Raw genomic sequence first — 18,979 nt, forward strand, 5'->3', positions numbered from 1 at the left:
GACCGGGGCGGCCGGCCTCCTTCGGTTGGATACTTAGCTCAACTAAGTTAGTCTGGCTAAGCATGAGGGACGATCCTGACGCGCTGGCCGAGCAGATGTCCGTGGTGCTGCGCCACCTGGTTCTGCTGCTGCGCCGTACCGTCGCCGGCCAGCCCGTCACCAGCCAGCAGTACGCCGTCCTCGGCTCGCTCAAGCACGGGCCGCGCCGGATGACCGAGCTGGCCGAGGAGCACGCCGTCCAGCTGCCGACCATGACGGTCCAGATCAACCGGCTCGAAGAGGCGGGCCTGGTGGCCAGGGGCAGCGACCCGGCCGACGCCAGGGTCAGGACGGTCGAGCTGACCGGCGAGGGCCGTACGCGGCTGCTGGCCGTACAGCGTGCCAGGATCGCGCACCTCGCCCACGAACTGGCCGCGCTCACGCCGGACGAGCGCGCCGCCCTCGCGGCGGCGCTCCCGGTGCTGGCCAAGCTCGGCTGAGACGCACGAAGGAGTGCCATGTCATCCGGTGGCGGCATACTGCGCCAGCCGATGTCCGTCTGGGCCACCGCGTTCGCCGCGGTCGTCGCCTTCATGGGCATCGGGCTCGTCGATCCGATCCTGCCCTCCATCGCCCAGGGGCTGAACGCCGGCCCCAGCCAGGTGTCCCTGCTGTTCACCAGCTACTTCCTGGTCACCGCCGTGGCGATGCTGGTCACCGGCTGGGTCTCCAGCCGGATCGGCGGCAAGAAGACGCTGATGGCCGGCCTCGCGCTGGTCGTCGTGTTCGCCGCGCTGGCCGGGACGTCCGGCAGCGTGGGCGAGCTGATCGGCTTCCGCGCCGGATGGGGCCTGGGCAACGCGCTGTTCGTCGCCACCGCGCTCGCGGTCATCGTGGGCGCGGCCAGCGGCGGCGCCGAGGCCGCGATCATCCTCTACGAGGCGGCGCTCGGCCTCGGCATCTCGCTCGGCCCGCTGGCCGGCGCGCTGCTCGGCGACTGGAACTGGCGGGCGCCGTTCTTCGGCACCGCCACGCTGATGGCCGTGGGATTCGTGCTCATCGCCACGCTCCTGAAGAACACGCCCAGGCCCGAGGCCGGAACCCGGCTCAGCGCCCCCATCCGCGCCCTGGCCCACGGCGGGCTGTCCACCACGGCCTTCACCGCCCTGTTCTACAACTTCGCCTTCTTCACCGTGCTGGCGTTCACGCCGTTCATCCTGCACATGACGGCCTACGGCATCGGCGCCGTCTTCTTCGGCTGGGGCGTGTGCGTGGCGCTGGCCTCAGTGTTCGGGGCGCCGCCGCTGCAGCGCAGGCTCGGCTCGGTCAACGTGCTGCACCTGGCGCTGGCCCTGCTCGCGCTGTGCCAGATCGGCATCGCGCTGTCCGGCCACGCGGGCATCATCGTGTTCACGATCCTGTCGGGCATCCCGATCGGGCTCTGCAACACCGTCTTCACCGAGTCGGCCATGGAGGTCTCCGACGCGCCCCGGCCGGTCGCCTCCGCCGGCTACAACTTCGTGCGCTGGATGGGCGGCGCGCTGGCCCCGTTCCTGGCCACCAAGATGGGGGAGGAGCTCGGGATCGCGGTGCCGTACCTCGTCGGCGCGGCCTGCTGCGTCATCGCCATGGCCATCCTGTACGGCCGGCGCCACCACCTTCTCGCCCTGCGGCGCGTCGACACCGACCACGCCCTGGAGGACGCCGTGGTTGCATAGCAGGCATGATCGGACACGCCCTTGTGGCGGCGGGGCTGGCGGTCGGCCCCGCCGTCGCGTTACGCCCGGAAATATCGGTCATGACGTGGAACGTCTGCGCGGGCACGAACGCCTCCTGCTCCCTGTACCGCCGCACCGCCCCCGAGATCGCCCGCGCCGTCGGCACGCAGGCCGGGCGCGGCACCGACGTGCTGTTCCTGCAGGAGTTCTGCACGGGCGCGGACGCGGCCCTGGAAGGCTGGCTCGAGAACGCCACCGGCCGCGCCTGGACCGTGCGCTCGTGGGGACTGGTGTCGCAGCACGGCACGCCGTACGCCTGCCATCCCGACCTGCTCGGCCGCCCGCGCGGAACCCAGAGCGTCACCATCGCCGTCGCCGGCCGGGCCACCTTCGAGACCCACGCCCTGAGCTCGCCGCCCTGGTCGGTGAAACGGGCCGCGCTCTGCGCCGACCTGCCGCGGCAGCGGGTGCGAGCCTGCACCAGCCACCTGTCCGTGGGACTGCCCTACGACGATCGCGGGCCGGGCGCGCCGTACCGGACGAAACAGGTGCGCGAGTTCTTCGCGCTCACCGCGCCGGGCCGCACGCCCGTCTTCGGCGGCGACCTCAACCTGCGGCCGGGCAGCCGCGCGCTCGCCCCCGTCTACGCCCGCTACCAGGAGTGCGACCCGCGGCGGCGGCCGACCATGCGGGCCAAGAAGCTCGACTACCTGTTCACCACGCGGGTACTCGGCTGCCGCGTGGACACCCGCACCACCGTCTCCGACCACCAGCCGCTCCATCTCCGTGCCGCCCTGTAGGAAGACGGCGGGCCCTCGTGGTGTTGAATGATGCGAACTCCAGACCATGACGGAAGGACCAGCGTGCCCACGATCGGTGTACTCGCCCTCCAGGGAGACGTGCGCGAACACGTCGCGATGCTGGAGGCGGCCGGCGCCGGCGCGACCCCCGTGCGCCGCCCCGCGGAGCTTGAGGCGGTCGACGGGCTCGTGATCCCCGGCGGGGAGTCCACCACGATGTGGAAGCTGGCCGAGATCTTCGAGATGCTCGAACCCCTGCGCCTGCGGATCAAGGACGGCCTGCCCGCCTACGGCTCCTGCGCCGGCATGATCATGCTGGCCGACCGGATCGAGGACGGCGTCGACGGCCAGCAGACCATCGGCGGTCTCGACATGGTCGTGCGGCGCAACGCCTTCGGCCGCCAGGTCGACTCCTTCGAGGCCGACCTGACCTTCGCCGGCGGCCCCGTGCACGCCGTGTTCATCCGCGCGCCATGGGTGGAATCGGTGGGTTCGGAGGTCGAAGTGCTGGCTACCGCGCCGCCTGGGGATAGGATCGTCGCGGTCCGCCAAGGGCCTCTGCTCGCGACATCGTTCCATCCCGAGCTGACCGGGGACACTCGCGTGCACGAATACTTCGTAAACATGGTGAGGGAGCTCTAGGTAATGTCCGGCCACTCCAAATGGGCGACGACGAAGCACAAGAAGGCCGCGCTCGACGCCAAGCGCGGCAAGCTTTTCGCGAAGCTCATCAAGAACATCGAGGTGGCGGCACGGACCGGTGGCCCTGACCCGGACGCCAACCCCACCCTCTTCGACGCCATCTTCAAGGCGAAGAAGAACTCGGTGCCCAACGACAACATCGAGCGGGCCCGCAAGCGCGGCGGCGGCCTGGAGGCCGGGGGCGCCGACTGGCAGACCATCATGTACGAGGGCTACGCGCCCGGCGGCGTCGCGGTGCTCATCGAGTGCCTCACCGACAACCGCAACCGCGCCGCCTCCGAGGTACGCGTCGCGCTGACCCGCAACGGCGGCTCGCTGGCCGACCCCGGCTCGGTGTCGTACATGTTCAACCGCAAGGGCGTCGTGCTCGTCCCCAAGAACGGTCTCGACGAGGACGACGTGCTGACCGCGGTCCTGGACGCGGGCGCCGAGGAGGTCAACGACCTGGGCGAGTCCTTCGAGGTCGTCTCCGAGGCCGGCGACCTGGTCCCGGTGCGCAAGGCGCTGCAGGAGGCGGGCATCGACTACGACTCGGCCGAGTCCGGGTTCCTGCCGACCATGAGCGTGCAGCTCGACGAGGACGGCGCGCGCAAGGTCTTCCGCCTCATCGACGCGCTGGAGGACAGCGACGACGTGCAGAACGTCTTCGCCAACTTCGACGTCTCCGACGAGATCATGGAGAAGCTCGACGCCTAACGCGGAACGAACCTTTCCGCATTGCCTCGTAGCGTGGAAGGCATGATCAAGCCTTTCACCATCGACGTCCCGCAGGCCGACCTCGACGACCTCCGCGAGCGCCTGGCCCGCACCCGCTGGCCCGCTCGGCTCCCCGGAGCCGAGTGGAGCCGCGGCGTGCCCGTCGCCTACCTGCGTGAGCTCGCCGGCCACTGGGCCGACGGCTACGACTGGCGTGCGTGGGAGGCGAAGATGAACGCGTTCCCGCAGTTCACCACCGAGATCGACGGCCAGCCGATCCACTTCTTCCACGTGCGCTCCGCCGACCCCGGCGCGCTGCCGCTGATCCTCACCCACAGCTGGCCGAACTCCGTCGCCGAGTTCACCGAGCTGCTGGGGCCGCTGTCGGAGCACTTCCACGTGGTCGCGCCCTCGCTGCCCGGGTTCGGCTTCTCGCCGTTCCCCGAGCCCGCCGACGAGCGGCCGTGGAGCGTCGAGCGCGTGGCGCGTACCTGGGCCGAGCTGATGAGCCGCCTGGGGTACGAGCGCTACGGCGCCCACGGCAACGACGCGGGCGCGCTGGTCTCCCCGCAACTGGCCGCCCTCTTCCCCGAGCACGTCGTCGGCGTGCACATCACCGGCGGGCTCGGCCTGCCCACCGAGCCGGAGGACCAGGAGGGCGTGGACGCCTGGGTCCTCGACATGCTCAGCGGCGCCGCGGGCAGCGGGTACGCCCCCTACCTGGCCGCCCGGCCCCAGACGCTCTCCTACGGCTTCAGCGACTCGCCGGTCGCCCAGCTCGCGTACCTGGTCGAGCGCTTCAAGGAGTTCGACGGCTGGGACCAGGCGGGCTCCACCGACCCCGTCGAGCGCGACCTCATCCTCACCAACGCCAGCCTCTACTGGCTGACCGGCACCGGCGGCTCGTCGTCGTGGACGTACTACGAGGGCGCGGCCGGACTGCCGATCGACCAGGACGCCGTCCCCACCGGCGTCTCCCACGGCGGACCCGAGACCTTCCGCCGCATCGCCGAGCGCAAGAACACGATCGTCCACTGGAACGATCTCGACCACCCCAGCCACATGCTCGCCATGGCCGCGCCCGGCCCGCTGGCGGCCGACATCCGGGACTTCTTCGGAGGACTCGCCCCTCGCTAGGGTGGTGGGCCATGATCCCGGCCCCGCCCGCTCCACGCCCGCCCGCCGCGCTCGGCTGGTTGCTCCTGGCGCCCGCGGCGTTCGCGGCGCTCGCCTGCCTGGTCGTGCCCAGCGTGCACACCGCCGTGATGAGCACACGATCGGTGCGCCTGCTGGCGCGGCGGGACGAGCCCGTCGGCCTCGCCAACTACGCCACCGTGCTCGGGGACGAGGGGTTCTGGCGGGCGCTGGCGTTCTCGCTGCTCGTGACCCTGGTGCCGCTCCTGGTGGCCGTGGTCGTGGCGCCCCTGCTGGCGCTCGCGCTCGACCGCGGCGGCAGCGTGGCCCGGCGCGGTGGGAGGGTCGTGCTCTCGCTGGCGGTCATCACGTTCTCCCCGGTCGCGGTGGTCGCCGCCTGGACGCGCGGCCTGCGTCCCGACGCCACGGGCCTGGCCACGCTGGTCCGCGGGGTGGCGGGGGAGGGGGCCGCCGTGACGTTCCCGCTCGTCGTGGCGGCGATGACGTTCGGCGTGGTGTGCGCGCTGGCCACGCTGGCCTTCCTGCCCGCTTTGCGCGGCGGCACCGTGACGCCCGCGATGTTCGCCGTGGCCGCCCTGGTCGTGCTCACCCTGCTCGCCGTGGGGCTGCAGGCGTTCACCTTCAGCTCGGCGCTGTCACGGGGCGGGTCCAGGGGTACGCGGACGCTGGGCGCGTACATGCTGTTCGAGGGGCTGGCCGCGGGGCGGCTGGGCCCGGCAGCGGCGGCGGCGACGCTGACCGGCCTGCTGCTCGGCGGGCTCGGCATCGTCGCGGTGCTCCTGGTGGTGCTGGGCGGGATGCGCCTGCACCTGTCGCCACGGACGACCGGGAACGGGCAGCCCCTCATCGGCGTGCTCGCCCTGGTCGTGGTGAGCGCCGTCGGGCTGGTGCTCGCCTGGCCGTGGATCACCGCGCTGTTCGGCGCGGAGGAGACGCCGCCCGTGACGTTCGGCACCTATGTGCGGACGTGGCTGCCCGCCCTCGCCGGCGCGCTGGTGTCCGTGGCCGTCGCCTACGCGGCCGCGCTCGGCATCGGCGGACTGCGGCCGCTGGGGCGCCACAGCGAGTGGCTGCTGCTGCCGTTCGCGCCGTGGGCGCTGGCGGGGGCCGGTCCGTTCAGCCTGGCCACCTGGACCTACGTCCGCGACCTCGGCCTGATGGACACGATCATCGCCCTCGTGCCGCCCATGCTCGTCAGCGTGCCCGCCCTCGTCGTGCTCACGCTGCTCTGCCGCGGCCTGGCCGAACGCGCCCGTACCGGATTCCTGCGCGGCGTCGTGCTGCCCTCGCTGCCCATGGCCGGCATCCTCACCGGCGGCGTCACGCTCGTGAACGCCCAGGACGGCCTGTGGCCGCTCATGGTCTCCCAGCGGCCGTCCAGCGGCCCCGCCACGATGCTGCTGAGCCAGAGCCTCAACTCCTACCGCGGCGCCACCGTCGACGTCGGCGTGACGACGCCGCTGCCCGTCATGCTGCTCGCCCTCGCCGCCGTGGTCGCCGCTCAGCTCCTCTACCTCGACCGGCTGGCGATCACGATGGGGAGGACCGCGTAGGTTTGTCCGGTGGACACACGTGAGCTGACCCTGGACGACCTCGACGCCGTGCTCGACATCCGCAAACGCTCCTTCGGCGTACTGTCGCCCGGCGAGCGCGAGCAGTGGCTCAAGGCCATGCCGCCGGTCATGGCCGCGGGCCGCTATCTGGGCGTCTTCGACGGCGAACGCCTGTCGGCGGCAGGCCGCATCCGCTCCTTCACCCAGTGGTGGCACGGACGGCCGCAGCCGATGGCCGGCGTCGCCGGCGTCACCGTCAACCCCGAGGACCGGGGCCGCGGCGTGGGCACCCTCCTCATGACCGCGCTGATCTCCCGCGCCGCCGAGCTGGGCGAAGCCGTCTCCGCCCTGTACCCGGCCACCACCCCCATCTACCGCTCGCTCGGCTACGAGCACGCCGGCGCCCAGAACCTCATCACACTCCCCACCGAGTCGCTGCGCCGCATCCGCCACTCCGGCCAGGTGGAGCTGCGCCGCATGGGCCCCGGCGACGCCCCCGAACTCCTGTCCGTCATCGGCCGCGCCCACGCCGCCGCCCGCGCCAGCGGCCCCATCACCTGGGACGAACGCACCTGGCGCGTATGGCTGGCCGAGGAGGACGACTTCCTCTACCTCGCCGACGACGGCTACGCCATCTACCGCTGGTCGGACGGCGGCATCGAGGTCGACGCCGTGGTCGCCGGGTCCGCGGAGACCAGCAGGGCGCTGTGGTCCCTCATCGGCAGTTCCTCCTCCATCGCCGCCCACGTCACCGCTGCCGTCGCCCCCGACGACCCGGTGTTGTGGCTGGTGGGCGAGCGCGCCAAGGAGACGGTCAAGCAGGTCCGCTGGATGCACCGCCTCATCGACCTGCCTCTCGCCGTGTCCCGCCGCGGCTACCCGGCCGCGGTGTCCGCCTCCGCCGTCGTCGAGGTCACCGACGCCCAGCGCCCGGACAACGCGGGCGCGTGGCGCCTCGACGTCTCCTCAGGATCCGGTACGGCTACCGCCACCACCTCCGCCGCCGGCCCCCACCTGACGGCCAACGGCATGGCCGCCCTGTACGCCGGTGTGCCCACTGCCACTCTCCGCCGCTCCGGGCTGATGACCGGGCCGGACACCTCGGACGACGCCCTGGACGCGGTGTTCGCGGCTCGGCCGTACATGCTGGACTACTTCTAACCCCTCCCCAAGCACGACCCGCACCCCCGTGGTTCCCCACGCTCCCAGGCTTCTCCGCACTCTCCCCGGATCTCGGACCCGGATGCCGCCCAGGGTTCCCACGGGCCGGATGCGTGCCCCGGCGCCTACCTCCGAGACACCGCGTCACGTCCCTCCGGAGGCCCTGAGACGCCGGTACTTCCTGGGCCGGGTCCCCAGGGTGGAAGGGGGCGTGTTCGCGGTGCGCGGGCGGGGGAACACGGGTAGAGTTCCGTGCCGAACAGGTGTTCGGCGGTTGAGGGGGCGTGCGGGTGCGGGTGATGGGCGTCGATCCCGGGTTGACCAGATGCGGCCTCGGGGCCGTCGAGGGACGGCCGGGCACCGCGCTCTCCCTGGTGGCGGTGGGCGTGGTGCGCACCTCACCCGACGACGACCTGGGCACCCGCCTGGTGGGGATCGAGGAGGGCATCGAGCGGTGGCTCGACGACGTCCGCCCCGACGCCGTGGCCGTGGAGCGCGTCTTCAGCCAGCACAACGTCCGCACCGTGATGGGCACCGCCCAGGCGGCGGGCATCGCCGTCCTGTGCGCCGCCCGCCGTGGCCTGCCGGTGGCGCTGCACACTCCGTCCGAGGTCAAGGCCGCCATCACCGGCAGCGGCACCGCCGACAAGAAGCAGATCGGCGCGATGGTCACCCGCCTGCTGCGGCTGTCCGAGATGCCCAAGCCCGCCGACGCCGCCGACGCCCTCGCCCTGGCCATCTGCCACGTCTGGCGCGGCGGCAACCAGCAGCGCCTCGCCCAGGCCGTCGCCCGAGCCCAATCCCAACGCCGTACCCCCCACCCCCGCACCTCCATCCCCCGGCAACCCAACCGCACCCCCTCCCCCCAACCCCTTCCCAGCCCACCCAACCCTCCTGCCCCACCCACCGACACCCGCTCCGCCCCGCCTGCCCCGCCCACCGGGGCACCCGCCACCTCGGCCGGTTCGGCAGCCGCCTCCCGCAGGTCACGTGACACCGCCGCCGGTCCCTCGCGCAGTTCCGCCGGAACGCCTGGTCCCCCCGATGGGCCCAGCGGCTCCACCGGGACACCCGCCACCTCGGGTGCCGTCGACAGCGGGACGCCCGCAAACTCGGGTGCCGCCGGCAGCGGGAGCCCCACAAGCTCGGCCGCCGTGCCCGCCGCTGCCGGTGCCCTCGGCCGGACTTCGCGCGGCACGGCAGCGCCCCGGCGACCTGGCCAGGCTCTAGGCTCGGCTTCCGGACAGCCGCCACACCCGGGCACCGGTCAGGGCCTGGGCTCCGAGGCGGGGTCCGGCGCTGGATCGGGCTCCGGTGCGAGTGGCGGTCCCCGAGCAGACGAGGCCGGTGCTGCCGGCCGTACCACCGGAAAGGGTGTGGGGTTGTGATCGCGTCCGTGGCGGGGAAGGTGGCGGCGCTCGCCCCAGACGGCGCTGTCGTCGAGGTCGGCGGGGTGGGGATTCTGGTGCACTGCACTCCCGGCACCCTGGCAGGGCTGCGGGTCGGGGAGGCGGCCAGGCTGGCGACCTCGCTGGTGGTGCGGGAGGAGTCGCTGACCCTGTTCGGGTTCGGGAGCGAGGACGAGCGGACCGTGTTCGAGATGCTCCAGACGGCCAGCGGCGTCGGGCCGAAGCTGGCGCTGGCGATGCTGGCCGTGCACACGCCCAACGCGCTGCGCGTGGCGGTCGCGAGCGCGGACCTCAAGGCGCTGACCCAGGTGCCGGGCATCGGGCAGAAGGGCGCCCAGCGCATCGTGCTGGAGCTCAAGGACCGCCTCGGCACCCCCGAGGAGGCCGTCAACGCCGCGATCGGCGGCAACGCGGGCAGGCCCGCCTGGCGTGAGCAGGTCCACTCCGGCCTGGTCGGGCTCGGCTACTCCAGCAAGGACGCCGATGAGGCGATCGCCGTCGTGGCGCCCGAGGCCGACGTCGCGCTGGCCGAGGGACGGCAGCCGCAGGTGGCCGCGCTGCTCAAGGCGGCGCTGAGGGCGTTGAGCGTGCGATGAGCGACTGGGACGACCTGGGCGACCTGGGCGATCTGGAGCGCGAGCTGGTCGCGCCGGAGGCCGGCGGTGACGAGCAGCAGATCGAGGCGGCGCTGCGGCCCAAGCGGCTGGCCGAGTTCATCGGCCAGGGGCGGGTGCGCGAGCAGCTCTCGCTGGTGCTCGAAAGCGCGCTCAGACGGCAACGCCCGCCGGACCACGTGCTGATGAGCGGCTCGCCGGGCCTCGGCAAGACCACGCTGGCGATGATCATCGCAGCGGAGCTGGGCGCGCCGCTGCGCATCACCTCAGGCCCCGCGCTCGAACGCGCCGGCGACCTCGCGGCGATCCTGTCGACGCTGGCCGAGGGCGAGGTGCTGTTCATCGACGAGATCCACCGGATGGCCCGCCCCGCCGAGGAGATGCTCTACCTCGCGATGGAGGACTTCCGGGTCGACATCGTCGTCGGCAAGGGCCCGGGGGCGACCGCGATCCCGCTGGACATCGCGACGTTCACGCTGGTCGGCGCCACGACCAGGGCCGGACTGCTGCCCGCGCCGCTGCGCGACCGCTTCGGCTTCACCGCCCACATGGACTTCTACGAGGTCGCCGAGCTCGAACAGGTGCTGGCCCGCTCCTCCCGCCTGCTCGGCGTGCACCTGCCGGACGACGCCGCGCACGAGATCGCCCGCCGTTCGCGCGGCACGCCCCGCATCGCCAACCGGCTGCTGCGCCGGGTGCGCGACTTCGCCGAGGTGCGCGCCGACGGCGTCGTCACCCGCGACCTGGCCGCCGCCGCGCTCAACCTCTACGAGGTCGACGCGTGGGGGCTCGACCGGCTCGACCGGGCGGTGCTCGGGGTACTGCTGCGCAAGTTCGGCGGCGGCCCGGTCGGGCTGTCCACGCTGGCCGTGGCGGTGGGGGAGGAACCGGAGACGGTCGAGGTGGTGGCGGAGCCGTTCCTGGTGCGCCAGGGTCTGCTGGCCCGCACCCCGCGCGGCCGCGTCGCGACCGCCGCGGCCTGGACCCATCTGGGCCTGACCCCGCCGCCGGACGCGTTCGGCGCCCCGCTGTTCGGCCCCGCGGACCTATGACACGGAACGGCACGCGCCCCGCCAAACCCACGGGGTCACAGAACGGTTGCAACCATTGCAAATTGGGAACTTCCCCGCGCGCCGAATCGCTGCCTCGTTGCCGCGTTTCGCAACAACCGCCTACACTCCGTGGCTTGGCTGGCTGTGTAGGCTGACGGGCTGAGCGGCGCGGCCCGAACGCAACGCACGGAATTTCCGGCGCGAGGCCGGTGTCAACTTCTTGTACGACAATGGAAGGTCGCCCCTTATGGACATGGGATCACTCGGAAGCATCCTGCCGCTGGTACTTCTGGTGGTGGTGTTCTATTTCCTGCTCATCCGCCCGCAGCGCAAGCGGCAGCAGGAAGCCGTCAAAATGCAGAACTCGCTCACCCCCGGTACGCGAGTGATGACCACGACGGGGCTGTTCGCCACCGTGGTGACGGTCGACAATGAGGACGTGATCCTTGAGGTGGCGCCCGGAATCGAGACCCGTTGGGTCAAGGCGGCCATCGGCCGCGTCGTGACCCCGGGTGACGCCCCCGTCGAGGACGAGCCCGTCGCCGACGACGAGGTCAAGACCGAGGACGTCAAGGACGAAACGAAGAACGGCGACTCGAGCACGAAGCAGTCCTGACTAGGCTGCGACAGACTCCTCTACTCCGAAAGAAACTGACGACCCGTGGCCCGACCGACCAGCCGCCACAGCAATCCGGGGCGCACGCTCCTGATTCTCCTGGCGCTCATCCTCGCCCTGGGCGGGACGATGCTCCTGCAGAAGGCGTTCACGCCCAAGCTGGGCCTCGACCTCGCCGGCGGAACGACGGTGACCCTGTCACCCGTCACGCTCAGCGGCGCGGCTCCCTCCCAGGAGTCGCTCGACCGTGCCGTCAGCATCATCCGTGACCGGGTGAACGGCACAGGCATCTCCGACGCGGAGGTCGCCAAGTCCGGCGACAACATCATCATCTCCGTTCCCGGCAAGGGCCAGGAGGAGGTCATCAAGCTGGTCGGCACCACGGCGGAGCTGCGCTTCCGCCAGGTGCTCGCGGTCGAGGCCGCCGCCCCGGAGCAGCTCAGCACCGAGGCGCCCAAGCCGAGCACCAGCCCGAGCGGCACCGCGAAGCCGAGTGGCTCGCCGTCGGCCAAGGAGCCGAGCGCGAAGCCGTCGGCCAACGCCCCGCAGGAGACCCCCAAGGCCTCGCCGACCGGCAAGGCCCTGTCCTCGGCGCTGACCTCGCCCACGACGCCGACCCCCTCGGCCAAGGACGACAAGAAGAAGGACCAGAAGGCCACCCCGACCCCGTCGGGCTCGCCCTCCGCCCAGCCTTCGCAGCCGCAGCAGGAACAGCAGCCGCAGATCGACACGAGCGGCGTCGACCCGGCCGTGCTGAAGCAGTACCAGGCGCTCAACTGCACCGACCCCAAGACCCGCGGCCAGGGCGTGCAGGACGACCCGAAGAAGCAGTTCGCGGCCTGCTCCGACGACGGCTCCGCCAAGTACATCCTGGACGTGGCCAAGGTCGTCGGCACCGACATCGACACCGCGTCCTCGGGCGTGCGGCCGGGCAGCACCGACTGGGTCGTCCAGCTCGACTTCAAGAGCGCCGGAGCCACGGAGTGGAGCAAGCTCACCTCCGTCGCGTTCAACTCGCAGGCCCCGCGCAACCAGGTGGCGGTCGTCCTCGACGGCCTGGTCATCACCGCGCCGGTCATCCAGGGCCCGATCCCCGGCGGCCGCGCCGAGATCACCGGCGGCTTCAACCAGAAGACCTCGACCGACCTGGCCGACCAGCTCAAGTACGGCGCGCTGCCGCTGAAGTTCAACCGCAGCTCGGTGGAGACGATCTCCTCGACGCTCGGCTCCGACCAGCTCAGGGGCGGTCTGATCGCCGGTGGCATCGGCCTGGCCCTCGTGGTCCTCTACTGCCTGTTCTACTACCGGGGCCTCGGTCTGGTCGCGGTGCTGAGCCTGGTGATCGCCACGGTGCTGACGTACGAGTCGGTGGTGGTCCTCGGCGCCAACGGAGGCTTCGCCCTCTCGCTGCCGCACATCATCGGCTTGGTGGTATCAATCGGTATTACCGCCGACTCCTTCATCGTGTACTTCGAACGTATTCGTGATGAGATGAAGGAAGGTCGGCGGACGCTTCGCGCGGCCGTCGAGGTGGCCTGGGTCCGTGCCCGGCGCACGATCCTGATCGCCGACGCCGTGATGTTCATCGCCGCGGTCGTGCTGTACTTCCTGGCCGTGGGCGGTGTGGCCGGGTTCGCCTTCGCGATGGGCCTGACCACACTCATCGACGTCGTCGTGGTGTTCCTGTTCACGAAGCCGTTCATCGCCCTGCTGGCGAAGCTGAAGTTCTTCTCCAAGGGGCACCCGCTGTCCGGTCTCGATGCCGAGCGCATGGCTTCCGAGCCCGCCCGCACCAACACCCCGCAGGAGGCCTGACATGGGACTCGGGCGTCGCCTCTACCGTGGCGAGATCGATGTCGACTTCGTCGGCAAGCAGAAGCTCTGGTACTCGCTGTCGGGCCTTCTGCTGGTGTTCTCGATCGCCGGTCTGATCTTCAGCGCGGTGAACACGGGCAGCCCCCTCAACCTGGGCGTTGAGTTCAAGGGCGGGTCGGTCTTCTCCTTCAAGGCCCCCGCGGCCAGCATCGACGAGGTCCGCTCGACCTTCACCGACGAGGGCGTGCACCAGGCGATCGTGCAGACGGCCGGCGACCGGTGGCGCGTGACCACCGAGACGCTGCCCGAAACCAAGGTGACCCAGGTGCAGAACGCCGTCGTCGCCGACTACAAGATCCCGGTCTCGCAGGTGGACATCCAGTCCATCGGCGCCTCCTGGGGCGGCGAGGTGTCGCAGAAGGCCCTGATCGGCCTGGGCGTCTTCATGCTGGCGATCATCCTTTATCTCAGCATGGCGTTCGAGCCGAAGATGGCGCTGGCCGCCATCGTGGCGCTGGTGCACGACCTGGTCATCACCGCGGGCGTCTACGCCTGGTCGGGCTTCGAGGTCACGCCGGCGACCGTCCTGGGCTTCCTGACGATCCTCGGATATTCGCTGTACGACGCGGTCGTCGTCTTCGACATGATCAAGGAAGTCACGGCCAAGCTGGGCACCACGTCGAAGAAGACCTACACCCAGGCGGCCAACGACGCGCTGAACCACACGCTGATCCGATCGCTGAACACCTCACTGGTGGCCATCCTCCCGGTGGCGGCGATCCTGTTCATCGGCACCACGCTGCTCGGCGCCGGCACGCTGAAGGACCTGGCGCTGGCCCTGTTCGTCGGCATGGTCGTCGGCACGTACTCCTCGCTGTGCGTCGCCACACCGCTGCTGGTGACGCTCAAGGAGCGCGAGCCGAAGTACCAGGCGATCGCCAGGAGGCTGGCCTCCACCGGCGGCGGCAAGGGCGCCAAGAAGGCGGCCGCGGCCAAGGGCTGACGGATTTCCGGCATGGCCCCCGCTCCGCTTCGACGGGGCGGGGGCTTCGCTTGTCCCACAGGAGGGGATTCATGAACGAGCTGATCAGGGACGTGCCCGACTATCCCAAGCCGGGTGTGCTGTTCAAGGACATCACGCCGCTGCTGGGCGACGCCGACGGGTTCGCGGCCATGGTGGACGAGATCGCCGGGCTGTTCGAGGCCGACAAGATCGTCGGCATCGAGGCGCGGGGCTTCATTCTGGCGGCGCCGGTGGCGTACAAAGCTCATGCCGGGTTCGTGCCAGTCAGAAAGAAGGGCAAACTGCCCGCCGAAACCCTGGAAGAGTCCTACGATCTGGAGTACGGCTCGGCCACCATCGAGGTGCACCGGGACGCCTTCGCGCCGGGTGACCGGGTGCTGATCGTGGACGACGTGCTGGCCACGGGCGGCACCGCCGCGGCCACGGTGGAGCTGGTGCGGCGCGCCGGGGCCGACGTCGTGGGCGTGGCCGTACTGATGGAGCTTGCCTTTCTCGAGGGGCGTGCGCGCCTGCCGGGAGTAGAGGTACGCGCCCTGCTGACCGTCTGAGTTCGCCACCTGGATACACTGGGGGGCCTGGACTCACACGTAAGGAGTCTGTGTGCCCCGTGATGTGGTCGTGCCCGACGTAACCGAGTCTTCGACGCGTCGGCGGCGGTTTGGGGGTGGGGCCATGAACCCGGTGCTGGAACCCTTGTTCCGGACGGTCAGGGCTACCCATCCCAAGGCTGACCTGCGCCTGATCGAGCGTGCCTACGACGTGGCCGCGTACCATCACCGCGATCAGAAGCGAAAGAGCGGCGACCCCTACATCACGCACCCGCTCGCCGTGGCCACGATCCTGGCCGAGCTCGGCACCGACGACGAGACCCTGTGCGCCGCGCTCCTCCACGACACCGTCGAGGACACCGCCTACGGCCTGGAGGAGTTGCGCGGCGACTTCGGCGACACGATCGGCTCGCTGGTCGACGGCGTCACCAAGCTGGACAAGGTCAAGTTCGGGGACGCCGCGCAGGCCGAGACCGTGCGCAAGATGGTCGTGGCCATGTCGCGCGACATCCGCGTGCTGATCATCAAGCTGGCCGACCGCCTCCACAACATGCGCACGATGCGCTACCTGCCCGAGCACAAGCGGCAGCAGAAGTCCCGCGAGACGCTGGAGATCTTCGCGCCGCTCGCCCACCGCCTGGGCATGAACACGATCAAGTGGGAGCTGGAAGACCTCGCCTTCGCGATGCTCTACCCCAAGCGCTACGACGAGATCGCGCGCATGGTGTCGGAGCGCGCGCCGCGCCGCGACCTGTTCCTGCAGGAGGTCATCGAGAAGGTCTCCGGCGACCTGCGCGAGGCCAAGATCCGCGCGGTGGTCAAGGGCCGGCCCAAGCACTACTACTCCGTCTACCAGAAGATGATCGCCAGGGATGTCGCCTTCGACGACATCTACGACCTGGTGGGCATCCGCGTGCTCGTCGACAGCGTGCGCGACTGCTATGCGGCCCTCGGAACGATCCACGCGCGATGGAACCCGGTGCCCGGCCGGTTCAAGGACTACATCGCGATGCCCAAGTTCAACATGTACCAGTCGCTGCACACCACGGTGATCGGTCCCGAGGGCAAGCCCGTCGAGCTGCAGATCCGCACCCACGCCATGCACCATCGCGCCGAGTACGGCGTGGCCGCCCACTGGAAGTACAAGGAGGAGGTCGGCGCCGCCGCCCCGCCCGGCAAGGTCAAGCCGGGCAGCGACATGGCCTGGCTGCGCCAGCTCCTCGACTGGCAGAAGGAGACCTCCGACCCGGGCGAGTTCCTGGAGTCGCTCCGCTTCGACCTGTCGGTCTCCGAGGTCTACGTCTTCACTCCGCGCGGTCAGGTCGTGGCGCTGCCCGAGGGCGCGACGCCGGTCGACTTCGCCTACGCCGTCCACACCGAGGTCGGCCACCGATGTATCGGCGCCCGAGTCAACGGCCGCCTCGTGCCGCTGGAGTCGCGGCTGGGCAACGGCGACACCGTCGAGATCTTCACCTCGAAGTCGCCCGACGCCGGCCCATCGCGCGACTGGCTGAAGTTCGTCAAGTCCGGCCGTGCCCGCAACAAGATCCGGCAGTGGTTCTCCAAGGAGCGCCGCGAGACCGCGATCGAGGCCGGCAAGGAGGCCATCGGCCGTGCCATGCGCAAGCAGGGCCTGCCGCTGCAGCGCCTGATGTCCGGCGAGGCGCTGCTGGCGCTGTCGCGCGACCTGCGCTACCCCGACGTCTCCGCCCTCTACGCCGCCGTCGGCGAGGGCCACATCGCCGCCCAGTCGGTCGTGCAGAAGCTCGTGGCCTCCATCGGCGGCGTCGAGAGCGCCGAGGAGGACATCGCCGAGACCTCGCTGCCCACCCGCCTCAAGGGCCGCCCGCGCGGCGGCGGTGGGGCCGGTGTGGTCGTGGCGGGCGACGCCGACGTGTGGGTACGCCTGTCCAAATGCTGCACCCCCGTGCCGGGAGACGAGATCGTCGGCTTCGTCACCCGCGGCCACGGCGTCTCGGTGCACCGGGCCGACTGCACCAACGTCCAGCAGCTGAAGGAGCAGCCGGACCGGCTCGTCGAGGTCAGCTGGTCGCCCAGCGAGGACTCGGTCTTCCTGGTGGCCATCCAGGTGGAGGCGCTCGATCGGCCCCGCCTGCTGTCCGACGTCACCCGCACCCTGTCCGACCAGCACGTCAACATCCTGTCCGCGTCCGTGACCACGTCGCGCGACCGGGTGGCGATCAGCAAGTTCACCTTCGAGATGGGCGACCCCAAACACCTGGGGCACGTGCTGAAGGCGGTCCGCAGCATCCAGGGCGTCTTCGACGTCTACCGCGTCAGCGGCGCCGGCAGCTGACCTCTCTTCTGGTACGGCTACCGCACGTGTGATCCCGAGGCACCGTCACCCACGCACGCTTCGGTGGAGCGGCGCCTGAGCCCTTGGGCAGGGCTCGGCGCGCCTGCGGGTTTCCATGGCCGTTCTGGGGATGTTCAGGCCGCTTCGGTGGGCAAGGGGAGCGGGGCCGTACCTCCTAGTCGGGCAGGAGGGGGACGGCGGGGTCGTCGTCGCGGCCGAGGAGGACGGCGCGCGTCACGGCGGCGGAGCCGAAGCGCAGGCGGAGCGAGTCGACCGTCGTGTCCAGGGCGCGCGGCTCGTCGAAGGGCAGGGCGAGCTGCAGGGCGGCGGAGTCGCTGAGGTTGGTGAGCGCGAAGCCCACCAGCGTGGTGCCGCGCTCGTCGATCAGGGGCGCGGCGGCGGCCAGGAGGCGGCGGGCGGTCGCCAGCAGGGGCGCGGTCTCGTCGGTGGCCTGCGGGACGGTGTGGGAGCGGGTGACCCGGGTGAAGTCCTCGAAGCGCAGCCGCAGGACCACCGTGCGGGCGCTGCGGCCCGCGGCGCGCAGGCGGCGCGCGACGCGGTCGATCAGGCCGACGGTGATGGCGTCGAGCTCGCCGCGGGTACGCCGGGTGTGGCCCAGGGCGCGCTGGGCGCCGATGGAGCGCCGCCGGCGGCCCGTCCGCACGGGGCGCGGGTCGTGGTTGAGCGCGAGGGCGAGCAGGTGGCGTCCGGCGGCGGGGCCGAGGCGGGCGGTCAGCGTGGACTCGCGCAGGGCGGCCACCTCGCCCACGGTGGTGATGCCCAGGGCGTGGAGCTTGCGGGCGGTGACGGGGCCCACGCCCCACAGGCGCTCGACCGGCAGCGGGTGGAGGAAGTCCAGCTCTCCGTCCGGCGGGACGACGAGCAGGCCGTCGGGTTTGGCGACGCCGCTGGCCACCTTGGCCAGGAACTTGGTGCGGGCCACCCCGACGGTGATGGGCAGGCCCACCTGCTCGCGTACGTCGCGGCGGAGCTTGGCGGCGATGCGGTCCGGCGGCCCGGAGATCTCGCGCAGGCCGCCGACGTCGAGGAAGGCCTCGTCGATGGACAGGCCCTCGACCAGGGGCGTGGTGCGCTCGAAGACGTCGAAGACGGCCTTGCTGGCCGCGGAGTAGGCGGACATGCGGGGCTCGACCACGATCGCGCCCGGGCACAGGCGGCGGGCCTGGCCGCCGCTCATCGCGGTGCGGACCCCGCAGGCCTTGGCCTCGTAGCTGGCCGCCAGGACCACGCCGCCGCCGACGATGACCGGCCGGCCACGCAGGCGCGGGTCGTCACGCTGCTCGACCGAGGCGTAGAAGGCGTCGAGGTCGGCGTGGAGGATCGTCGCTTCGCTCACGAACACATGTTCGCATGGAAGGTAAGATCAGGGCTACCGCAGGCCGGGCAGGTTGACGACGATGGCCTCCTGGGTGCTGCGGGCGATGACCACCACGGCCTCCCGCGAGGGGTCGGGGTTCTCCTCGCGGTGCGGCACGAACGGCGGCACGTAGATGTAGTCACCGGCCTTGGCCTCGATGCGCACCTCCTCCCCGCCGTCGGGGTCGAGGAAGACGAAGCACGGGGTGCCGCTGACGACGTAGATGGCGGTCTCGGACTCGCCGTGGTGGTGGTCGGCCGAGGCCGTGGACGGGGCGACGTGCGTCTGCCCCATCCACAGGCGGCTGGAGCCCACGGAGGCGCCGCTGACGGCGGCCAGGCGGCGCATGCCCCCGCTCTGCGCGGTGTCGGCCGTCAGCAGGCCGGGGACGATGTGGTGGAGCTTGCGGTGGAAGGCGTCCATGGCGGCCACCTTCTCACGC

General features: G+C 71.3%; 17 protein-coding genes and 1 pseudogene. 16 read left to right on the top strand and 2 right to left on the bottom strand.

The window, feature by feature from the left end; translation table 11 throughout:
• Window positions 1-62: 62 nt before the first annotated feature.
• The 16 genes and pseudogenes from ACFWYW_RS50645 to ACFWYW_RS50720 all read left to right on the top strand — a co-directional run bounded on the left by ACFWYW_RS50645 (window position 63) and on the right by ACFWYW_RS50720 (window position 17,159).
• Window positions 63-479, top strand: coding sequence for a MarR family winged helix-turn-helix transcriptional regulator (locus ACFWYW_RS50645; RefSeq protein WP_379622470.1), 417 nt, complete (start codon window positions 63-65; stop codon window positions 477-479).
• A gap of 18 nt (window positions 480-497) precedes the next feature.
• On the top strand, window positions 498-1,697 hold the full coding sequence (locus ACFWYW_RS50650) for an MFS transporter (protein ID WP_379622472.1): 1,200 nt from the start codon (window positions 498-500) through the stop codon (window positions 1,695-1,697).
• Between the two features lie 5 nt (window positions 1,698-1,702).
• On the top strand, window positions 1,703-2,497 hold the full coding sequence (locus tag ACFWYW_RS50655; protein WP_379622474.1) for an endonuclease/exonuclease/phosphatase family protein: 795 nt from the start codon (window positions 1,703-1,705) through the stop codon (window positions 2,495-2,497).
• A gap of 30 nt (window positions 2,498-2,527) precedes the next feature.
• Window positions 2,528-3,139 carry a pyridoxal 5'-phosphate synthase glutaminase subunit PdxT gene (pdxT, locus tag ACFWYW_RS50660; protein WP_379622505.1) on the top strand — a complete coding sequence of 204 codons (612 nt, stop codon included), beginning with the start codon at window positions 2,528-2,530 and terminating at the stop codon, window positions 3,137-3,139.
• Window positions 3,140-3,142: 3 nt separating this feature from the next.
• Window positions 3,143-3,895, top strand: a complete 753-nt coding sequence (locus ACFWYW_RS50665; RefSeq protein ID WP_184961861.1) for a YebC/PmpR family DNA-binding transcriptional regulator — start codon at window positions 3,143-3,145, stop codon at window positions 3,893-3,895.
• Window positions 3,896-3,937: 42 nt separating this feature from the next.
• A complete protein-coding gene (locus ACFWYW_RS50670; protein WP_379622477.1) occupies window positions 3,938-5,032 on the top strand; it encodes an epoxide hydrolase family protein in 1,095 nt (364 codons plus the stop codon).
• An 11-nt stretch (window positions 5,033-5,043) separates the two neighbouring features.
• On the top strand, window positions 5,044-6,603 hold the full coding sequence (locus tag ACFWYW_RS50675; protein ID WP_379622479.1) for a hypothetical protein: 1,560 nt from the start codon (window positions 5,044-5,046) through the stop codon (window positions 6,601-6,603).
• Between the two features lie 9 nt (window positions 6,604-6,612).
• A complete protein-coding gene (gene eis, locus ACFWYW_RS50680; RefSeq protein WP_379622481.1) occupies window positions 6,613-7,764 on the top strand; it encodes an enhanced intracellular survival protein Eis in 1,152 nt (383 codons plus the stop codon).
• 290 nt (window positions 7,765-8,054) lie between these two features.
• Window positions 8,055-8,549, top strand: a pseudogene (gene ruvC / locus ACFWYW_RS50685) (crossover junction endodeoxyribonuclease RuvC); the annotation flags it as partial.
• Between the two features lie 599 nt (window positions 8,550-9,148).
• A complete protein-coding gene (gene ruvA / locus ACFWYW_RS50690) occupies window positions 9,149-9,769 on the top strand; it encodes a Holliday junction branch migration protein RuvA (RefSeq protein WP_379622483.1) in 621 nt (206 codons plus the stop codon).
• Window positions 9,766-10,839, top strand: coding sequence for a Holliday junction branch migration DNA helicase RuvB (gene ruvB / locus ACFWYW_RS50695; RefSeq protein WP_379622485.1), 1,074 nt, complete (start codon window positions 9,766-9,768; stop codon window positions 10,837-10,839). The genes ruvA and ruvB overlap by 4 nt, the downstream gene beginning before the upstream one ends.
• A 253-nt stretch (window positions 10,840-11,092) precedes the next feature.
• A complete protein-coding gene (gene yajC, locus ACFWYW_RS50700; protein ID WP_379622487.1) occupies window positions 11,093-11,455 on the top strand; it encodes a preprotein translocase subunit YajC in 363 nt (120 codons plus the stop codon).
• Window positions 11,456-11,500: 45 nt separating this feature from the next.
• Window positions 11,501-13,270: a protein translocase subunit SecD gene (gene secD / locus ACFWYW_RS50705; RefSeq protein WP_379622489.1), complete on the top strand. Its 1,770-nt coding sequence runs from the start codon at window positions 11,501-11,503 to the stop codon at window positions 13,268-13,270.
• Window position 13,271: 1 nt separating this feature from the next.
• Window positions 13,272-14,273 (top strand): protein translocase subunit SecF, encoded by a 1,002-nt coding sequence (gene secF, locus ACFWYW_RS50710; RefSeq protein ID WP_379622491.1) that lies wholly within the window; start codon window positions 13,272-13,274, stop codon window positions 14,271-14,273.
• 71 nt (window positions 14,274-14,344) lie between these two features.
• A complete protein-coding gene (locus tag ACFWYW_RS50715) occupies window positions 14,345-14,842 on the top strand; it encodes an adenine phosphoribosyltransferase (RefSeq protein ID WP_379622493.1) in 498 nt (165 codons plus the stop codon).
• Between the two features lie 124 nt (window positions 14,843-14,966).
• On the top strand, window positions 14,967-17,159 hold the full coding sequence (locus tag ACFWYW_RS50720) for a RelA/SpoT family protein (protein WP_379622495.1): 2,193 nt from the start codon (window positions 14,967-14,969) through the stop codon (window positions 17,157-17,159).
• Between the two features lie 175 nt (window positions 17,160-17,334).
• Here the strand turns inward: ACFWYW_RS50720 and dinB are convergent, their stop codons facing one another.
• Together dinB and ACFWYW_RS50730 are read right to left on the bottom strand one after the other, a co-directional pair.
• The gene (gene dinB / locus ACFWYW_RS50725) at window positions 17,335-18,516 is read right to left on the bottom strand and encodes a DNA polymerase IV (RefSeq protein WP_379622497.1); all 1,182 of its coding nucleotides are present in this window, start codon (window positions 18,514-18,516) and stop codon (window positions 17,335-17,337) included.
• 33 nt (window positions 18,517-18,549) lie between these two features.
• Window positions 18,550-18,960 carry a cupin domain-containing protein gene (locus ACFWYW_RS50730; protein WP_379622499.1) on the bottom strand — a complete coding sequence of 137 codons (411 nt, stop codon included), beginning with the start codon at window positions 18,958-18,960 and terminating at the stop codon, window positions 18,550-18,552.
• Window positions 18,961-18,979 lie beyond the last annotated feature (19 nt).

This window comes from Nonomuraea sp. NPDC059023, assembly GCF_042740095.1.
GTDB lineage: Bacteria > Actinomycetota > Actinomycetes > Streptosporangiales > Streptosporangiaceae > Nonomuraea.